Source organism: Bradyrhizobium sp. CSA207, from assembly GCF_029051685.1.
Lineage (GTDB): Bacteria > Pseudomonadota > Alphaproteobacteria > Rhizobiales > Xanthobacteraceae > Bradyrhizobium.
Genome location: NZ_JAACFT010000005.1, coordinates 238,650 through 256,139 on the forward strand (window position 1 = coordinate 238,650; position 17,490 = coordinate 256,139).

18 protein-coding genes and 2 pseudogenes are annotated in these 17,490 nt (G+C 63.8%); 11 read left to right on the top strand and 9 right to left on the bottom strand.

Annotated elements, in window-relative coordinates; all coding sequences use genetic code 11:
* Nucleotides 1-201: 201 nt before the first annotated feature.
* Nucleotides 202-480, bottom strand: a complete 279-nt coding sequence (locus GWG65_RS07535; protein WP_275194736.1) for a hypothetical protein — start codon at nt 478-480, stop codon at nt 202-204.
* 316 nt (nt 481-796) lie between these two features.
* Between GWG65_RS07535 and GWG65_RS07540 the strand changes: the two genes are divergently transcribed.
* Nucleotides 797-1,258: a host attachment protein gene (locus tag GWG65_RS07540; RefSeq protein WP_275194737.1), complete on the top strand. Its 462-nt coding sequence runs from the start codon at nt 797-799 to the stop codon at nt 1,256-1,258.
* A gap of 33 nt (nt 1,259-1,291) precedes the next feature.
* Here GWG65_RS07540 and GWG65_RS07545 read toward each other — a convergent pair whose 3' ends face one another.
* Entirely contained in the window at nt 1,292-1,552 is a 261-nt protein-coding gene (locus tag GWG65_RS07545; RefSeq protein WP_275194738.1) for a hypothetical protein, read from the bottom strand.
* A 285-nt stretch (nt 1,553-1,837) separates the two neighbouring features.
* Here GWG65_RS07545 and GWG65_RS07550 point away from each other — a divergent pair, with 285 nt between their 5' ends.
* The 3 genes from GWG65_RS07550 to GWG65_RS07560 all read left to right on the top strand — a co-directional run bounded on the left by GWG65_RS07550 (nt 1,838) and on the right by GWG65_RS07560 (nt 4,100).
* Nucleotides 1,838-2,284 (top strand): hypothetical protein, encoded by a 447-nt coding sequence (locus GWG65_RS07550; RefSeq protein ID WP_148737985.1) that lies wholly within the window; start codon nt 1,838-1,840, stop codon nt 2,282-2,284.
* Between the two features lie 106 nt (nt 2,285-2,390).
* Complete coding sequence (locus tag GWG65_RS07555) at nt 2,391-3,263, top strand: DMT family transporter (RefSeq protein ID WP_275194739.1); 873 nt, start codon at nt 2,391-2,393, stop codon at nt 3,261-3,263.
* Between the two features lie 93 nt (nt 3,264-3,356).
* Nucleotides 3,357-4,100 carry a hypothetical protein gene (locus GWG65_RS07560; RefSeq protein ID WP_275194740.1) on the top strand — a complete coding sequence of 248 codons (744 nt, stop codon included), beginning with the start codon at nt 3,357-3,359 and terminating at the stop codon, nt 4,098-4,100.
* A gap of 70 nt (nt 4,101-4,170) precedes the next feature.
* On the opposite strand, the gene GWG65_RS07565 is transcribed toward GWG65_RS07560, so the two are convergent.
* Together GWG65_RS07565 and GWG65_RS07570 are read right to left on the bottom strand one after the other, a co-directional pair.
* On the bottom strand, nt 4,171-4,476 hold the full coding sequence (locus GWG65_RS07565) for a histone (RefSeq protein WP_275194741.1): 306 nt from the start codon (nt 4,474-4,476) through the stop codon (nt 4,171-4,173).
* A gap of 66 nt (nt 4,477-4,542) precedes the next feature.
* A pseudogene (locus GWG65_RS07570) lies at nt 4,543-4,702 on the bottom strand (FAD-binding domain-containing protein); the annotation flags it as partial.
* A gap of 298 nt (nt 4,703-5,000) precedes the next feature.
* Between GWG65_RS07570 and GWG65_RS07575 the strand changes: the two are divergent.
* Complete coding sequence (locus GWG65_RS07575; protein WP_275194742.1) at nt 5,001-6,731, top strand: Cache 3/Cache 2 fusion domain-containing protein; 1,731 nt, start codon at nt 5,001-5,003, stop codon at nt 6,729-6,731.
* A gap of 130 nt (nt 6,732-6,861) precedes the next feature.
* Here the strand turns inward: GWG65_RS07575 and GWG65_RS07580 are convergent, their stop codons facing one another.
* Entirely contained in the window at nt 6,862-7,521 is a 660-nt protein-coding gene (locus GWG65_RS07580; RefSeq protein WP_148737740.1) for a peroxiredoxin, read from the bottom strand.
* 381 nt (nt 7,522-7,902) lie between these two features.
* Here GWG65_RS07580 and GWG65_RS07585 point away from each other — a divergent pair, with 381 nt between their 5' ends.
* Nucleotides 7,903-8,499, top strand: coding sequence for a hypothetical protein (locus tag GWG65_RS07585; RefSeq protein ID WP_275194743.1), 597 nt, complete (start codon nt 7,903-7,905; stop codon nt 8,497-8,499).
* A gap of 41 nt (nt 8,500-8,540) precedes the next feature.
* On the opposite strand, the gene GWG65_RS07590 is transcribed toward GWG65_RS07585, so the two are convergent.
* A complete protein-coding gene (locus tag GWG65_RS07590) occupies nt 8,541-10,406 on the bottom strand; it encodes an alkaline phosphatase family protein (protein WP_275194744.1) in 1,866 nt (621 codons plus the stop codon).
* A gap of 394 nt (nt 10,407-10,800) precedes the next feature.
* Here GWG65_RS07590 and GWG65_RS07595 point away from each other — a divergent pair, with 394 nt between their 5' ends.
* Nucleotides 10,801-11,250 carry a hypothetical protein gene (locus GWG65_RS07595; protein WP_275194745.1) on the top strand — a complete coding sequence of 150 codons (450 nt, stop codon included), beginning with the start codon at nt 10,801-10,803 and terminating at the stop codon, nt 11,248-11,250.
* Between the two features lie 11 nt (nt 11,251-11,261).
* Here the strand turns inward: GWG65_RS07595 and GWG65_RS07600 are convergent, their stop codons facing one another.
* Nucleotides 11,262-12,107 carry a GNAT family N-acetyltransferase gene (locus GWG65_RS07600; RefSeq protein ID WP_275194746.1) on the bottom strand — a complete coding sequence of 282 codons (846 nt, stop codon included), beginning with the start codon at nt 12,105-12,107 and terminating at the stop codon, nt 11,262-11,264.
* A 107-nt stretch (nt 12,108-12,214) separates the two neighbouring features.
* Between GWG65_RS07600 and GWG65_RS07605 the strand changes: the two are divergent.
* Together GWG65_RS07605 and GWG65_RS07610 are read left to right on the top strand one after the other, a co-directional pair.
* Nucleotides 12,215-12,918: pseudogene (locus GWG65_RS07605) on the top strand (SDR family oxidoreductase).
* A gap of 290 nt (nt 12,919-13,208) precedes the next feature.
* On the top strand, nt 13,209-14,039 hold the full coding sequence (locus tag GWG65_RS07610) for an outer membrane protein (RefSeq protein ID WP_275194747.1): 831 nt from the start codon (nt 13,209-13,211) through the stop codon (nt 14,037-14,039).
* 64 nt (nt 14,040-14,103) lie between these two features.
* Here GWG65_RS07610 and GWG65_RS07615 read toward each other — a convergent pair whose 3' ends face one another.
* On the bottom strand, nt 14,104-15,165 hold the full coding sequence (locus tag GWG65_RS07615; protein WP_275194748.1) for a serine hydrolase: 1,062 nt from the start codon (nt 15,163-15,165) through the stop codon (nt 14,104-14,106).
* A 289-nt stretch (nt 15,166-15,454) separates the two neighbouring features.
* On the opposite strand from GWG65_RS07615, the gene GWG65_RS07620 reads away from it, so the two are divergent.
* Together GWG65_RS07620 and GWG65_RS07625 are read left to right on the top strand one after the other, a co-directional pair.
* Nucleotides 15,455-15,844, top strand: a complete 390-nt coding sequence (locus GWG65_RS07620; RefSeq protein ID WP_275194749.1) for a metalloregulator ArsR/SmtB family transcription factor — start codon at nt 15,455-15,457, stop codon at nt 15,842-15,844.
* On the top strand, nt 15,844-16,335 hold the full coding sequence (locus tag GWG65_RS07625) for an SRPBCC family protein (protein ID WP_275194787.1): 492 nt from the start codon (nt 15,844-15,846) through the stop codon (nt 16,333-16,335). Before GWG65_RS07620 ends, GWG65_RS07625 begins: the two co-directional genes overlap by 1 nt.
* 145 nt (nt 16,336-16,480) lie before the next feature.
* On the opposite strand, the gene GWG65_RS07630 is transcribed toward GWG65_RS07625, so the two are convergent.
* The gene (locus tag GWG65_RS07630) at nt 16,481-17,455 is read right to left on the bottom strand and encodes a tripartite tricarboxylate transporter substrate binding protein (protein ID WP_275194750.1); all 975 of its coding nucleotides are present in this window, start codon (nt 17,453-17,455) and stop codon (nt 16,481-16,483) included.
* Between the last annotated feature and the right edge of the window lie 35 nt (nt 17,456-17,490).

The window sequence follows — 17,490 nt, forward strand, 5'->3', positions numbered from 1 at the left end:
GTGAGTTTGAACATTCATACCCGTCTGAGGGCATCGAAAAACGATGAGGTCCGCCATCGGCAGAGAATGCCCGACGGCGGATTCTTTTCTTTGATCTAGATCAGTTTCCTCGATCCAGATCAGTTTGGAATCGGTCTCAGCGATCGCGAACCGAATGCGCACCTCGCACATGCGAAAGGGGCCCGAGGGCCCCTTCAGATCTCACCAGCGGCGATAGCGCGGCCCATAATAGCGTGGCCCATAATATCTCGGGCCGTAGTAGCGCGGCGGCCCATAATATCCCGGGCCGTAGCCGTAACCATAGGCATAGTTCGGCCGCCACCAGCAACGCCCCCATTCATTGCACACCATGCGGACCTGCTCGACGTTCGAGACCTGCGGCGTAGCAGGTGCAGGCGCGATGGGCATGGCGGACGCCGCCGGCGATGCCAAGGCGGCACCGAACAGGGCCACGGCGACGAGGCCAATATTGAACTTCATGATGTCTTCCTCCGCTTACGCCATGCAGGATATCGAAGATGTTCTGCTCAAATTGTGGCGGAACCGAAATGTAATGCTGATGAACAAATCTTCAGCCAGTTCGTCTCAGGCCTGAGCCGGCTTGTCGCAAGCTACCTCGGCTTCGGCCATGGCCAACATCGCCACCATCCTTGATCCTGCGCAATTCGCACGCTTGGCTTCGTCCCTAGTCTTGTCGCCGTGGGCAGTTCTCTCGAGGCATTGGAGGGAAAGCATCTCCGGCGGTTGCTTCGCCTCCGTCGGAGGGCTGTGTCCGCGGATCGTTTGGAGCAGCGCAATGAACAAGATGAGAATCGACAAGGGCGACTGGCTGGTGGTGTGTGATGGCCGCAAGGCGTTGATTCTGGAGAATCTCGGCGACGAGATTTTTCCGAACCTTCACACAAGGGAGGTGCATGAGCAGTCCAACCCTGCCACCGCCGCGCAAGGGACCGACGCGCCCGGCCGGTTGCATGCCGCGGTGGGCGGTGCGCGCAGTTCGGCCGAGCAGACCGATTGGCATGACGAGGCTGAACGCGCCTTCCTGCGGAGCCTCGCCGGACGGCTTGATACCGCCGTAAGTTCTGGCGAGACCGCGGCTTTGACCATGGTGGCCTCGCCGCGCGCCCTCGGAATGATCCGCGCAGACTATTCGGACGCCGTGCGCAAGGCGCTCCAGGGCGAAGTCGGCAGGGACCTCGTGAAGTTGCCGGTCTACGAGATCGAGAAGCAATTGCTGCTGTCGGGAGCCGCCAGTTAAGGCTTCCCCCGGGAGATGACGCGCCGTTACCCCTCAGTTGCAGGGGTGTCGGCGGCCGTCCTGGCCGATATAGGCAGCCGCGCTCTGGTAGCAGCGGTTGGTCGACGGGCCGTCGTAATAGGCGAAAGTGCCAGGGGTGACGCCGGGCCCGTAATTGTGCAAATAGCTGATCGGGTAGGGCAGCGGGTTGGCGGAAGAGCGGTGATGCCGGTGATGCCGCGCCTCCGCAAGGCTGGGGGCGAGGGTCACGGCCGAAAGGACCGCAACCATGGCAACAAGCTTCAACTTGCTCATCTCGATTCTCCGAAACCACACTTAGAGGTCAGCTCGTTATAGCGATTTTCGGCGGGCTGGGCACCCAAGCGGCGGGAAAACCCGGCGATTTCCGTGGATTCCCGGGCGGTGTGACCGAAATGCCGGTCCGCCCCCGCGGCCTGCCCATTTTTGGCCTTTTCGGGATGCTTAACGAATTCCCCACACAAGTATGACCAAAGAGAATCTGGTCAAAGATTCCTGCCGGCCCCTTGGGGGTCCTTCGAGGCCGGTCCATTCCTGCAAGGTTTTCACCGTCCCTTTGCCATGCGCATCACGCTCCTGAGCCTGCTGTTGCTCTCCGTTGCTGTCGCCACGCCGGCGCGGGCGGATCTGCACATCACGCGCGACCACGGCGGTTATGTCGAGGAGTACAAGGCCAAGTACGCGCGCGTCCGCGACAAGCGCGAGCGAGTGATCATCGACGGCATCTGCAACTCGGCCTGCACGCTGGTGCTGGGCATCGTGCCGATGAACAAGATCTGCGTGACGCCGCGCGCGAGCCTTGGCTTCCATCAGGCCTATTATGACAAGGCCTTTACCTTCGGCATCAAGGTCACCAGCTCGGAAGGGACGTCGGATCTGATGTCCTACTATCCTGACACGGTGAAGGACTGGATCCGCCGCAACGGCGGGCTCACCACCGACATGAAGAAGATCAAGAACGGGGTCGAGCTCTGGAAGATCATAAACCCCTGTCCGGAAGAATGGTGAGCGGCCGATCTGAGCTGCCGTTTCCTCTGTCCGTCGTGCAGCGCAACATCTGAGCGCCGTAAATTCGCGTTGCCGCAGCGCCCCTGGTCGGGCAATGAAGACGGCAATGAATCATAATCAAGAAAACATGGCCGCACGCGCGGCGCCGATCCTGTTCGTCGTGCTCTGGAGCACCGGCTTCATCGGCACCAAATACGTCATCAACAATGCCGATCCCTTGACCTATCTCGCCATCCGCATGGCGATCGTGGTCGGCTTGATGGCGGTGATCGTGGCGATTGCGCGCCCGAAATGGCCCGACCGCATCGGCATCGCGCACAGCGCGGTCGCCGGCATCCTCGTTCATGGTTTCTATCTCGGCGGCACCGCGATTGCGATCGCGCATTCGATTCCCGCAGGGCTCTCAGCGCTGATTCCGGGCCTGCAGCCGATCCTGACCTCGACCATCGCCAACCGCTGGCTCGGCGAGCGCGTGACGCCGGTGCAATGGGCCGGGCTCGTGCTCGGCCTCGGCGGGGTGGTGCTAATCCTGCACAACCGCCCCCTGACCGGCGAAGCCGGGCTCGGCTGGCTCGCCTCGGTGGTCGCCCTGATCAGCATCACGCTTGGCACGCTCTATCAGCGCCGCTACTGCAACCGCATCGACTGGCGCTCTGGCAATCTGGTCCAATATGTCGCGGTTACCATCTTCTTCGCGGCCGGCGCCTTTCTATTCGAAGACCGCGTGGTGCACTGGACGCGGGAGTTCGTGCTCGCGCTGGCCTGGCTCGCCGTGGCGCTCTCGATCGGATCGATCGGGCTTCTGTACTGGCTGATCCGCCATGCCGCGGCGACCTCGGTCGCGAGCCTGTTCTACCTGGTACCCGCGGTCACGGCCCTGATGGCTTACGTGCTGTTCGGAGAGAAGCTCGACGCCCTTGCGATCGCCGGCATGGCGATGTGCGCGGCCGCGGTGTTCGTCGTCAACCGGCGCCTTTAGCATTTTCGACGGACACATCCCTGACGTGTATCGGCCGTTTCGTGTTAGGCTGGGACCATTCAATCCCATTTCCTTTTCAACACGGTGATGTCCATGAAGAAGGCGAGACGCGCACTGCTCGGCCGGTCGATGAAGCCGGTTCGAATTGCCTGCATCAACTACGCGGAGCAAACGATCAGCGGTCGCAAGATGAGCACGCTCACTGCGGCGCTTCAGAAGTGCTACGACAAGCATTTCCTCCCGGTGTGGGGCTATCCGGTCGATCTCTATGTCACGCAAAAGCCGAAGCCGACCGATTGGCAGCTGGTCTATTTCGACGACGCTTCCAACAAGAACATGCTCGGCCGCCATGAGCTGACGCATCGCCGCCAGCCGATCTCGAAGATCTTCGTCAAGGCCCTGGGCGAAGAGCCCATCAGCGTGGCGGCCTCACATGAGCTGTTCGAGATGGTGCTCGACCCAATGGCCAATCTCTGGGCGGACAAGAACCGGAACACCCAATATGCCTACGAGGTCTGCGACGCCGTGGAAGAGGACTCCTTCCCGGTCAACGGTCTCCCGATGTCGAACTTTGTCTATCCGTCCTGGTTCGAGCCGTTCGAGCATCCCCGCGGTACCAAGTTCGACCACCTGGGATCGCTGAAGGCGCCGTTCTCGATGACCAAGGGCGGCTACGTCATCAAGAAGGTCAATGGCAGACGGGTGATCAAGGCGTTCGGCTCGCCCGGGAAGCGGCGAAAGTTCGCGAAGGAGGACCGGCGCGGCCATCGCAGCGAATTCCGCGATCCGCGGGGCGAGCATCATCCAGGCCGGCGCGCATCCAAGCGGCGAGGGTAGGGCACTTCGCCGCAAAGCCTCCGGGTGCGCCCGCACCCGGAGGCTTGCTCTGCCTATCCTTGGGCTGCGATCAGCGCTTGGCCTTCTTGGCCTTTTTCTTCTTGGTGGCCTTCTTCGGAGCTTTCTTTACAGCCTTCTTGCCCGCCTTCTTCACGGTCTTCTTGGCCGCCTTCTTCGCCGATTTCTTTGCGGCCTTCTTCGAAGCCTTCTTGGCAGCCTTCTTCTTGGAGGCCTTCTTCGGCGCTACTTTCTTTGCGACCTTCTTGGCGGCCTTTCTGACCTTCGTGACGGCGGTGACTGCGGCATCCTTGGTCGCTTCCACGGCGGTGGTGATCGTCTCCATCGCCTGTTCGGTTACGGGTTTATCGTCGTCCATATCGTCCCCCTCGGTTTGAATGCAGCAACGACGATAGCGGGATTCGAAATTGTGTCAAAGCAACGCTCACCCTTTGCGGGCCTTTGCGTAGGCACCTAACGCCCACTGGCGTCCTTCGGCATGATCGACGATCAGCTCCGGATAGGACCTTGCCGAGTTCGACGGCTGCGTTCGCAAGTTCGACCGGCGTCGCCCGCCAAGGCAGGTGGATCCACTTTGCCGGCAGCGCTTGATGCGGGGCTTGGGCGATCACGTTTCAGTCGACGGCACCGGCGCCGCCGTCGCGCGCCACGCCCGGGATCACTCTTGCCGCCGCCCCCTGGAAAGGGTCGGCGATCCCCCGATCTTGGCAAGGCCGGCACGAGCACCCGCAGCGACTGCGCCAGCCATCAGCGCGCCGCGCCGCCCGGTGCCCCTCGTTTACAATTTGTTAAGCATTCCGCGTGCGTTCGGTGCGAACCCTCGTTAATGCGGCCGTAAGCCGATTGCACGAATATGCAGGAATTACGGGGGTGATTCCATTCATGTCCAAACTTGCGACGGCGAAATTCCTGCCGCGATTCAAGCTGGGTACCAAGGCCGTCCTGTGCGCCGTGCTGCTGATCGCCGTGAATACGGCGCTGGTGGTCGGCGCCGGCTATTGGTCGCTCACCACTGCTATCAATGATCGCGCGTTGCGCGACATCGAGGTCAATTTGCGCACGCTGGCGCTCGCTTTTGCCGAGACCGCTTCCGACGCCAGGATCGCGATTAAGGATGGCGCGGTGACGCGCGCCGAGATTCCCAAAATGCCCGATTTCAGGGATCACGCCATCGTCGATCGCGCGGTGTCCTATGTCGGCGGTAACGCGACCCTGTTCGCGTTCGACGATGCGAGCGGGCAGTTCCTCCGCCGCTCGACCAACGTGAAGAAGGAGAATGGCGAGCGCGCCGTCGGCACCCAGCTGGCCGCTGACCATCCGGCGCAGGCCCTGCTGCGCCGTGGCGAAGCTTACAAGGGGCCGGCCACGCTGTTCGGCAGATCCTTCATGACTGCTTATTTCCCGGTCGCGGACGCAGCCGGCAAGGTTGCCGGCATCCTCTATGTCGGCATCCCGATGGCACAGTTCGAGAGCATGCTGGCCCAGGCGATCGAGAGCATGGGGGCCGCCGCCGGCATCGCTGCGCTGCTGGTCCTGGTCCTCACCATGCTGGTCGTCCGCCGCATTACCCGGCCGCTCACCTCGGTCACGCGCTCGCTGACCGCGCTCGCCGACGGCCAGAGCGACGTCGCGATCGATTGCGAGGACCGCTCCGACGAGATCGGCGAGATCGCCCGCACGGTCGCGGTGTTCAAGAGCAATTCGCTGGAGCGGGCGCGGCTGCGCAGCGAGCAGGCGGCCGCCTCCGCTGCCGCAGCGGAGCAGCGCAAATCCGAGCTGCGCAATTTCGTCGAGGAATTCCGCGGCAGCGTCGGCGGTATCCTCGACAAGGTCCTGAACTCATCCGGCGAATTCGAGCGCGTCGCGCGGCAACTGACGGACACGGCGCGTTCCACCGCCGACCTGTCGGCGCAGTCGGCGGGGGCGTCCGAAGACGCCTCCGAGCACGTGCGTTCGGCGGCGACGGCTTCGGACGAACTGAGCCAATCGATCTCCGAGATCACCCGCAGGGTGCAGGAATCGAGTGAAATCTCCGCCGAGGCGGTGCGCCAGGCCGAGGCCACCGACCAGCGCATCGCGCAGCTCTCCGAGGCGGGCGCGCGCATCGGCGACGTCGTCAAGCTGATCACCTCGATCGCCGAGCAGACCAATCTCCTGGCGCTGAATGCCACCATCGAGGCCGCGCGTGCGGGCGATGCTGGCCGCGGCTTCGCGGTCGTCGCCCAGGAGGTCAAGACGCTCGCCGGCCAGACGGCCAAGGCGACCGATGAGATTTCGAACCAGATCGCCAGCATGCAGCTTGCGACCGAGGAGTCGGTCACAGCCATCAAGGCGATCGGCCAGACCATCGAGCGCATCAGCGGCATCGCCGGCTCGATCTCGGCCGCGGTGGAGCAGCAGCGCAGCGCCACCCACAATATCGCCGCCAGCGTGCGCGCCGCGGCCTCCGGCACCGCCGGCGTCGCGGTCAATGTCCGTCATGCCGCCAAGGGCGCCAGCGAGACCGGCGAAACCTCGAGCCGGATGTTTGCCTCCGCCCAGGCGCTGTCGGGTGAGAGCGTGCATCTGAAGGCCGAGGTCGACAGCTTCCTCGACCGCGTGGGCGCGGCTTGAGGTCCTGACGTGGTCAAGGTGGGCTGAAGGTCCCAATGCGCAACGCGCATTGGGGATCTCGACATCCCGAGTTCGTGCTTCGCGCGCCCCGGGACGACTTCTGGCGGTTGCCAAAGGCGACCGCCAAAAGTCACTTCGGCTGTGGCACGATCCGGATGTAGGGCTTCGGCTCCTTCCAGCCCTGCGGATAGATCGTCTTGGCCTCGTCGTTGGAGACCGAGCCTGCGATGATCACGTCCTCGCCCTGCGACCAGTCGGCCGGCGTTGCGACGCGATGCTTGGCGGTGAGCTGGAGCGAGTCGATGGCGCGCAGGATTTCCTGAAAATTCCGGCCCGTGGTCATCGGATAGACCAGCACCAGCTTGATCTTCTTGTCCGGCCCGATGACGAAGACGTTGCGGACGGTCTGGTTGTCGGCCGGCGTGCGGGTGAGGGGATCGCCCGAGGTCGAGGCCGGCAGCATCTCGTAGAGCTTCGAGACGTTGAAGTCGGTGTCGCCGATCATCGGATAGTTCGGGGCGGCACCTTGCGTCTCCTTGATGTCCTCCGACCATTTGGAATGGCGGTCAACCGGATCGACCGAGAGGCCCATCAGCTTGACGCCGCGCTTGTCGAATTCGGGCTTCAGCTTGGCCAGCGCGCCGAGTTCCGTCGTACAAACCGGCGTGAAGTCCTTCGGATGCGAGAAGAGAAGCGCCCAGCTGTTGCCGATCCAGTCATGGAATTTGATCTTCCCTTCGGTGGTCTCAGCTTCGAAGTCGGGGGCGGTGGCGCCGATCGGGAGTGTCATGGTTCTGCCTCATCACATTGAATTTGCTTATGAATTCACATTTCTCCGTCACGGGTAGTATAGGGTGTCGTCGCGCTCAAGTGAACCGCTTCAAGTAAAATGTGAATTCTCTCTTTGAAGGGCCCATTTCTTAGCACCTTTCTGTTACAGGGGCGCGTGCGGCGAAACATCCCGACCGGAGCCACACGATCTCGATTGCCCCGATAAAGCCTTTTATGATCCGCATCACGCTCGCCCGACGTTTGATGGAACCAAAATGGTCCTGATAGCGACCAATTGGCAACCAATGAGAAAAGTCGCGATCCCCGTATCGAATCATTAACCACCCCTTTACGCCCGCATGAAAATGCTGGTCGATCAGAAGAAATCTGGAAGTGAACTATGTCTGCCGCTGCGCCCAAGTCTCTTGAGAAGTCCGCCGAGAAGCCTGTTGAGTTGCCGTCCCTCGAACCGTCCTGCCGCGATACCGCGGCCCACGCCCTGACCATCGTCCGCGACGGCGTGATCACGGGCGAAGGCCCGACGACGAAGGGCCGGATGCACTTTTCCCGTTCGCTCGATGCCGACGACACCGCCTGGTGCGTCCGCATCCTGACGGCCACCGCCGTCAATGACCAGCCGGTCAGCCGCGCCGAAGCCGAGACGCTGTTCGAGATCAACGAGGCCGCGACCGAGCGTGCCGATGGCGGCCGGTTCGACGACCTGCTGGCCAAGGCCGTCGCCCACTATGCCGCGAGCGCGTCGGGCCTGAAGGTGCCGCCGCGCAGCGTCGCGCTGTCGGCAGAGTCCGACATCGAGAGCTGGGCGCCGGCCTATGCCTCCAAGGTCAATAGCGAGATGCTGGAGTGGATCGCGGGCCAGATGCGCGGCAAGCGCCAGAACAACCGTCGCCTGATGGCGATGGTGGCGACCTTCCTGGGCGCCACCGCGCTGCCTCTGGCGGGCCAATTGCCGAACGTGTTCGACATTGGAATGTGAGATTATCTCGTCTCTTTTGAGGGCGAGAGAAAGCGGCGGGGCTATTTCCCCGCCGTTTTTTGTTTGCCGGGGTTCGGCTCGAGGCCAAGCGTGCGGCCCGGGAAGCCGGCGGCGTCGAAATAGCGCTGGCTGCCGACGCGCTGGACGTTGAGCACGGTCTGAAGACCGCTCTCGGACATTTTCGACTTCTCCACGGCCTTGTATGCCTTCGGCACGACCCCGTTGGGCAGGGCCTCCGACATCACCCGGCCGACCAGGCCGCCATTTTGCGCGCCGCGCAGCCCGAGCAATTGGGCAGCCGTCATGCCGACATCGGCATTGCTGACCGGCAGTTCGCTGACGAAGCCGGCTTTGAAGTCCGGGCCGATTGCGGCCATGAAGTTCATGGTGTCGCCGCGGCTGAAGCTGCCATGCATGCCCTGGCCCTGGCGCAGCACGGTGTCGGCGACCTGCACCGAGCAGTTGGTCGGCGCCTCGCCGCAGTCGCTGGCATAGGAGCGAAAATTGACGACGATCGCCGGCGTCGGCGTCGCCGCCTTGCCGCGCAAATTGATGCTCGACAGCGGCAGGGTGCCGGGAAAGCGGCCGAGCTGGTCGTCGACGAACAGGCCGGAGACGTAGTCCTGCTCCAGCAACGCCTTGATCGTCCTGGCCGCTAGCTTCTTATCCTTGTTCGGCAGGTAGATCAGATCCGAGCCGCCATTGGTGGCGATGACGAGGTCGGGCTTGGTCGGATCCTTGCCGAGCACGCCGTTGCCGGCCTTGGGGTGCCTGTTGCCTTCAATCTTCGCGTTCTTGTCGTTGGGGTCGAACAGCGGCAGGTCGAGCGCCTTGGCCAGATCAAGCGCCAGGAAGCCCATCGGCAGAAAATCGTTCGGCGTGTCGTCATAGCTGACCTTGGCCGAGGGGCTGGTCTTGCTCTCCTTGGAGATGGTCGAGAAGCCGTGGTCGGCCTGGATCATGATGTTCGTGCTCGCCGCAAGGCCGAGCTCGTCCAAGGCCTTGCGCAGCTGGGCGAGATTGTCGTCGGCGTTCTTGATGCTCGCCATCGTGCTCGGACCGTTGATGCCCGGCTTGATCTGGTTGAGGCTGTCGCCCTGGTTATGCTGGGTGCCATCAGGGTCGCGTGACCAGAACACCAGCACGAACGGCTTGTTGCGCGCCTTGAACATCGGCAGCACGACTTTGGTGGCGACATCGGCAAAGTAAGCCTGCTGCGCGATATTGGCGACAGTGGTGCCGGGTGTCTTGGCATCGCCCGCCTTGGAATTGTCGCCGCGGGGCGGAGAGGCGAGGGGAAGGCCGGCCTTGGCGAGTGCCGCCTTCACCTCGTCCGACAGCGCCACACCGTTCTTGCCGCCGGTCGAGTCGTCGAACACGACCGAATGCAGGCCGGCCTGTTCGGGTTTGTCCTTGTGGTCGAACTGGTAGGTCGGACCGACTTTGCCGATTGCCGCGGTGCTGAGGCCCTTGTCGCGGGCCATCTTCAGGATGGTCTCCTCGTTGAGATAGTCGCCCTTGAAATGCTCGTCGATGTCGCCGAGCACGACGTCGTTCTCGATGAAGGGGACGACGGTGTCGCCGGCAGGCGCGGAGGTGTAGTTGGTCCAGATCGTGTTGGAGAACACGCCGGTGTCGCCGAGATAGTGTCCGGTCGACATCGCCGAGCCGTTGGCCATGGTGAAGGTCGGGAACAGCGAATGCGGGTTCTTGAAATTGACGCCCTTGTCGCGGACCTCGGCCATCGCCGGCGCCGTCTCGGGCGTGACCTTCAGGGCGCGCAGCCCGTCTGGGATGAACAGGATCAGGTTGCGGGGCGTGTTGTTCTGGGCGGAGGCAAGTCCTGCGCAAAGTCCGGTGGACAGCACGGTCAGTCCGGCGGACAGCAACACCAGTGAACGGCGCATCAAATCTCTCCCTGCGGTGAGGCGGCTCGGTGGCCAACCGCGGCCCCCGCCATCGTTTAGTTTTGCTGCATGACAGTCTTGTTACAGGGGCGGGTCGTCATGCAAGAGGGCTGGGGAGAGGGAAGAACCCGCCGCTCTTTGGAGCAACGGGTCCTGTCAGTTCAGTCCAACCTCTATCAGTTGCGGCATTTTCCGCGTCGCCGTTGTTCAAGGACGTGTTCGAGAAGCGGCCGCGGTGACGCCGTGAGCGGCCCGTGCGCCATGCGTCTTTGTCGCAGGTCGCGTTAAGATTGGGTCTTAACCAATAATTAATTATATGTTTGCCGGGCCCTGACGGCCCGGCCTAGCGTGCCCTCGGGGAGCTTGCTTTGTAGCCAACGAGTTGGTGCGTATCATGACGTATAGAATGCATGGGGCGTTACTCGCCTCGCTCAGCGTGGTCGTGCTGCTTCTTGCCGCCAGCGACAGTTTTGCAAGACCGGGCGCAGCCGCCCCGCATGGCGTTGTATCCGCTGCCGCACCGCCGGCCGCGGCACGCCCAGCGATCGCGCCGGGCAGCCGGTTCCACCGGCGGAACAATCCGTGGGTGTATTGGCCGGGCGGCGGCGGGTTCTTCTACGACAGTGCGGGCTACAGCCAGCCCTTCGCCGATGCAGGGCAGCCGCTCTCCAACGACGTGCGCTACACCTATACCTACGACGTTCCCTGGGACTGGACGCATCGCTTCCCGCCGAACGTCGTACCGTCCGATCGTCCCTATGTGCCGAGCTGTCCCACCGAGTCCGTGACGGTGCCCGGCCGCGGCGGCGGTGAGCACACCGTCAACATCATGCGCTGCTACTGAGCGCGTATTCGCTAGCCCAGCTCAAAGCTGGTCACGCCGAAGATACGGTCGATCCGCAGCGGCGGGGCCGCTGCGGTGTACATCCGCGCCGTCTCGAACACCGGCTTCAGTCCGAACGACTCCGCAAGTGCGATTGCCTCGCGGTTGACGGCGGGGACATCGAGGAAGATCTCGCCGCTGCCCGCGCTTGCCAGCAAGGCCTGCACGACCGGCTCTGCTGCCGCGCGGTCGTCGGCGACGAGCGGGCCGATCTTGTGGCCTATGCGGCACCGGCGGATCACGCCCCATCCAGCGAGCTTGCCGTCGCGCAGCAGCGCGCGGCCGAGATGGCCGGGCGCATTGATCCAGGCACGTAGGAAGGCGATGCGCGGGGCCGGGAAGACGGTCGCGTCATCCGTCTCCACCATGGCGAACGGTATTTTGTCCAGCGCGACGATGTCGGTAGGCGACGGTAGAGATGGTGCCGCAATGGCGCCGCCATAGCGGATATTAGCGTAAGCAAGCTGGAAGCCGGATTTCCTGTAATTGTCCTGCTGCGCCACGACGCCGTCGAGCCCGATCACGCGGGACCCCGCATGCGCAATCGCCGCGTTCCAGATGCGCACGCCGTGACCCGCGCCGCGAAACCCTGCGCGCACGATGTAGAAGCCGAGGAAGGCGAAGCGATCATCGTAGTTGACGCAGGAGACGGTCGCCACCGCCTCGCCGTCGATCTCACCGACGAAGAAGCCCTGCGCATCGGGGATCGCGAAGCAGGCCGCATCCGCAAGGCCCGGATTCCAGCCTTCGGCGGCAGCCCAGTCGACGGTGAGGGAAATCTCCTCTGGGCGCAGGTTGCGGATCTGCAAATCACTCATGACGGATGCCTTCGACGGTGGACCTGCCGACAAGCCTGGTTGTAGAAGGCCTCATGATAGGCCGAGCCTGCGGCTCGCCTCAACTCCATCGCAAGGGATCATCGGTCATGGCAACAGAGAAAGTCGCACTCGTCACCGCAGGCGGCAGCGGCATGGGAGCGGGGGCTGCGCGGCGGCTCGCGGCCGACGGCTTTCGCGTCGCCATCCTGTCGTCGTCCGGCAAGGCGAGGCGCTGGCCACCGAGCTTGGCGGGATCGGCGTTACCGGCTCCAACAAGTCAAATGACGATCTGAAGCGCCTCGTCGACGGTGCGCTGGCGAAGTGGGGTCATATCGACGTGCTCGTCAACAGCGCCGGTCACGGCCCGCGCGCACCGATCACCGAGATCACCGACGAGCAGTGGCACACCGGGCTCGACACCTATCTGCTCAACGTGATCCGTCCGGTGCGGCTGGTGACGCCGGTGATGCAGGCACAAAAGGCCGGGGCAATCATCAACATCTCGACCGCCTGGGCGTTCGAGCCGAGCGCGATGTTTCCGACCTCGGCGGTGTTCCGGGCAGGGCTGGCCGCCTTCACGAAGATCTTCACGGACAATTATGCCGCCGACAACGTCCGCATGAACAACGTGCTGCCGGGTTGGATCGACAGCCTGCCGCAGACAGAGGCCCGCCGCGACAGCGGGCCGATGAGGCGCTACGGCAAGGTCGAGGAGGTCGCGGCGACGGTCGCGTTCCTCGCCTCGGACGGCGCTGCCTACATCACCGGCCAGAACATCCGCGTCGACGGCGGACTGACGCGTTCGGTCTGAGCGCCATCGAGCAGATTCGAAGCTTGATTCTCGCGCGATTGTCGTGACGCGACGCGGGCCTGCGTTGCGCGCCACTGCCTGATGCTGCGGCGAGGCAAATGCGTGGCACGTCGGCCACACTGGCTACACTTCGTACGCGATGGACCGCACGCTACGTCACAGTCCTTATGAACTTCGCCGCAGTCCAAGACGGGAGGCGGCGCGGCACCTATCCCCAATCTGCGCCGGATGGCTCCCACCCGCGCGCATTCGAAAACGCGAGCTCAATCGCGTGGGGCAAGGAGACTGGAATGAAGAAGTATCTGCTGGCGGTTGCCTCGGTTGTCTCGGTTGCCTTGGGCACCGCGTCCGTGCATGCGGCCGATCTCGCAGCGCATTACACCAAGGCGCCGGCAATGGCGCCAGCCTACAACTGGACCGGCTTCTATGTCGGTGCCAACGTCGGTGGACAATGGGGCAGCGCTGATCCAGCCACATCGACCGTGTTCGATCCGGCCGCCTATTTTGCGAGCTCCAGTGTCTCCGCCATTGCCGCGGTCGGCGCCCAGCGCGTCAAGGGCTCCAGCGTCACCGGCGGCTTCACGGCAGGCTACAACTGGCAGATCAACAACGCTGTGCTCGGCCTCGAAGGCGACATCAACTATTTGGGTTTCAAGGGCAGCGCGACCGGCGCGGCTCCGTACCCATGCTGTGCGGCAAGCACCTTCACCGTCAGCTCCTCGGTTTCGGCCGACTGGCTCGCCACCATCCGCGGCCGCATCGGCTTCCTCGCCATCCCGAGCTGGCTGGTCTACGCGACGGGCGGCGCAGCAATCGCGGAGGTGCGGGGCAATTTCAACTTCACCGACACGTTCGCGGCGGCGACGGAATCGGCCGCGATCCGCGATACGCGCCTCGGCTGGACCGCAGGCCTCGGCACCGAATATGCGTTCGGCGGCGGCTGGTCACTCAAGGCCGAATACCTCTATGTCGATCTCGGACGCAGCACCGCGACCAGCACCAATCTGCTTGGCGGCGCATTTCCGAGCAACGTCTTCACCCACTCGGTCGATCTCAAATCGAACATCGTGCGCGTCGGCGTGAACTACAAGTTCGGCGGACCGACCGTCGCCAGGTATTGACCACCATCCCGTTCCGACCTGGTATGGAAAGCCCCGGTTCAGCCGGGGCTTTCTGTCAAAAAGCTCACCCCGCGTGCAATGCTACGAGATGCGCCAGCGCGGGCAGGATTTTGTAGCGGGCGATCTCGTGCGGATAGTCGCCGCGATTGGCGAGCAGCACGATGCCAATCCGTCGCGTCGGCAGCAAGCCGAGATACCCTGAGGCGTTGTTCAGTCCGCCTGGCTTGTCGACGACGGTGACGCCGGGAAGATGCACGGTCTCGAAGGCCATGCCTTGTCCGAATTTCTCGTCGACGCGGAAGGCCTCGTGCTGCGTCATCCGCAGCGCCTCGCGCAAATGCGGCTCGACCGATCGGCCGTCGACGCAGGCCGCCACCAATGTTGCGAGATCCCGCGCACATGAAAACATCTGGCCGGTGCCGGGGAAATCGAAATAGCTCTGCTGGTTGCCGGGCGGACCGGTCGCGGTGCCCTGGTCGGAATAGCCCTGGACGACACGCTGCATCCAGGCTTCGTCCATCACTGCGCGGTCGTCCGCACCGCGCTCGGGGACGTAAGTCGCGGTCATGCCGAGCGGCCCGAGGATACGCTGCTCGATCAGCGATGCGATCGGCGCGCGGTAGCAGCGTTCGAGCACGAGCTGGAGCAGCACGTAGCCGGCATGTGTGTAGATGCGCTGCTTGCCAGGCGCGACGCCTGCGGGCGGCGTCCAGGCATTGAGCATATCGATGAATTGCGCGCGGGTGAATGCATCGTTCGGCCAGGGCGGATAGTCGGTCGGCAGCAGCAGTCCCGATGTGTGCGTGGCGAGCTCGCCGATTGTGACGCGGCGGATATGATCGCCCGTGAGTTCGGGGAGGTATTTCGGCAGGGGATCGTCCGGCCGCAGCTCGCCGCGCAGCGTGCCGAGCGCCACCAGCGTCGCTTCGAACGGCTTTCGCAAGGAGGCGAGGTTGAACAGCGTGTCCGGCGTCACCGGCCGTTTGCTGGCGTCGTCAGCGAAACCGTAGCTGAAGAATTCGACATGACGGCCGGCATAGAGCGCGGCGGCGAGGCCGCCCGGATGGGCCGACGTCGCCGTCGGCGCCAGTTCCGCGGCGACGATGTCGCGCATCTGCGCGATCATGTCGGAATCCGCCGATGCGCGGTGCGGCCGGGCAAGCGCGATTGCGAACGGAATGAGCGCGGCCCGGGCAAGCGTCCGGCGGCTGATTTGCGATGAGATGACAATTGGCGGCACGTGCTCTGACGATCGATGCGATGCTGCCCCCGGGGAAGCTTTTAGCTGGGAGCGCGCGGTCTCCCAAGTCACGATTGCGCGCTCTGGGTTCCGCATATGCGGCTCACGAAAATTAGTTAGCCGAAAAGCTAATAATTATTGACGCCGAATTGCGACAAGGTATATAGTTAGCTCCATGGCTAACCAATTATCCCGGCTCGACCAGATCTTTTCCGCGCTCGCCGACCCCACGCGACGGGGGATCGTGATGCGGCTGTGCGCGGGCGAGGCGTCGGTCGGCGAGCTCGCCGATCCCTTCGAGATGGCGTTGCCGAGCTTCATGAAACACATCCACGTGCTGGAGACGAGCGGGCTCGTCCAGTCGGAGAAGTCCGGCCGCGTGCGCACTTGCCGTCTCAGTCCGGAGGCGCTTGTCGGCGCGGAGGACTGGTTCCAGCAGCAGCGCGCGACCTGGGAGGCGCGGCTCGACCGGTTCGAGGCTTACGTGATGAAGCTGAAGAAAGAAAAGGAAGGGGCGGCCGCGAAACGGCCGTCCCGAACCAGCAAACGGAAAGGTGCCAAATGATGACGAGTTCTGCCAACCCGGCATTGTCCCAATGGTCGCTCGACCGCGAGATCGTGATGTCGCGCGTGATCGACGCGCCGCGCGATCTGGTGTTCGAGGCGTGGTCGGACCCGAAACATCTGCCGCAATGGTTCGGGCCGAAGGGATTCAAGATCGAGACTTTCGAGATCGACGTGCGGGTCGGCGGCGTCTGGCGCTTCAACATGATCGGCCCCGACGGCACGGTCTATCCGAACCGCATGCGCTTCCGCCGCATCGAGCGGCCGTCCCTGATGGAAATGGATCACGGCGCCGACCAGGACGATGATCCCGGCCTGTTTCGCTTCACCCTCACGTTCGCCGAGCAGAGCAACGGCAAGACCGTGCTGATGATGCGGCAACTAGCCTCGAGCACGGAGCAGCGCGACGGCATGATCGGTTTTGGCGCCGTCGAATACGGCTATGAGACGTTGGACAAGCTCGCGGCGTATGTGAGTGGGATGAAGAGCTGAGCCACGCTCTCCGTCGTCATGCCCGGGCTTGTCCCGGGCACCCACGTTTCTCGTGCCGCGCGGTTAGGCGCGGATTGCCGGGACAAGCCAGGCCATGACGGAGGAGAAAGTCCACCGCCTCACGCCGCGCGTTCACACTTCTTCTTCACTCCCCCTTGAGCCCCGCCTCCCGGATCAGCCCGGTCCATTTGCGCGTCTCGTTGTCGATGAACTGGCCGAATTCGGCGGCGGTGCCGGCACGTACCTCGAGCCCCTGGGCGGTCAGCTTGTCCTTGACCACGGGATCGGCGAGCGCGCGCAATACTTCGGCTTGCAGCTTGTCGACGATCGCGCGTGGCGTCGTGGAAGGCGCCATGAAGCCGTACCAGCCGGCGGCGGCCACGTTGGGGAAACCCTGTTCGCGCAGGGTCGGCGCCTGCGGGTAGAGCGCGCTGCGCTCGGCGGAGGCGACGCCGAGCACGATGAACTTGCCGCTCTGGATGTAGGGCAGCGCGGTCGGCAGCGCCGTCAGCGTGGCGTCGACGCGGCCGGCGAGCAGTTCGGTGTAGGAGGCGGCGTCGCCGCGGAAGGGGATGTTGAGACCCTTGACGCCGGCGTCCCTGAACAGGAGCTCGCCGGCAAGATGGGGCTGCGAGCCCGCCCCGGGCGAGGCGAGGGTCAGTCCATCCGGCTTGGACTTGCCGTAGGCGATCAGCTCCGCAGGCGTCTTGAACGGCGCGTCCGCGCTGATGATCAGGAACAGCGGCGCGATCACCGCCATGGCAACCGGCTGAAGATCGCTGCGGTCGTAGGTCAATTTGCCAAACAGCGCTTCGGCCGTGGCGTAGGGGGCTGCGACGTAGAGAATGGTGTAGCCGTCGCCCGGCGCATGCGCGACCAGATCGTTGGCAATGCGCGTGCCGGCGCCCGGCTTGTTCTCGACGATGAATTGCTGGTGCAGGCTGCGGCCGAACTCTTCGGCCAGCAAGCGCAGCGAGATGTCGTTGGAGCCACCGGGCCCGTAAGGCGAGACCAGCCGGACCAAGCGCGACGGCCAGGCCTCCTCAGCGTGTGCCGAGAATGGCAGTCCGGAAAAGGAAAAGGCGAGGGTGCCCAGCAATGTTCGGCGCGTAATAGTCATGATGGCCTCCCGGGCGCGGGGTGCCGAACTTCTTG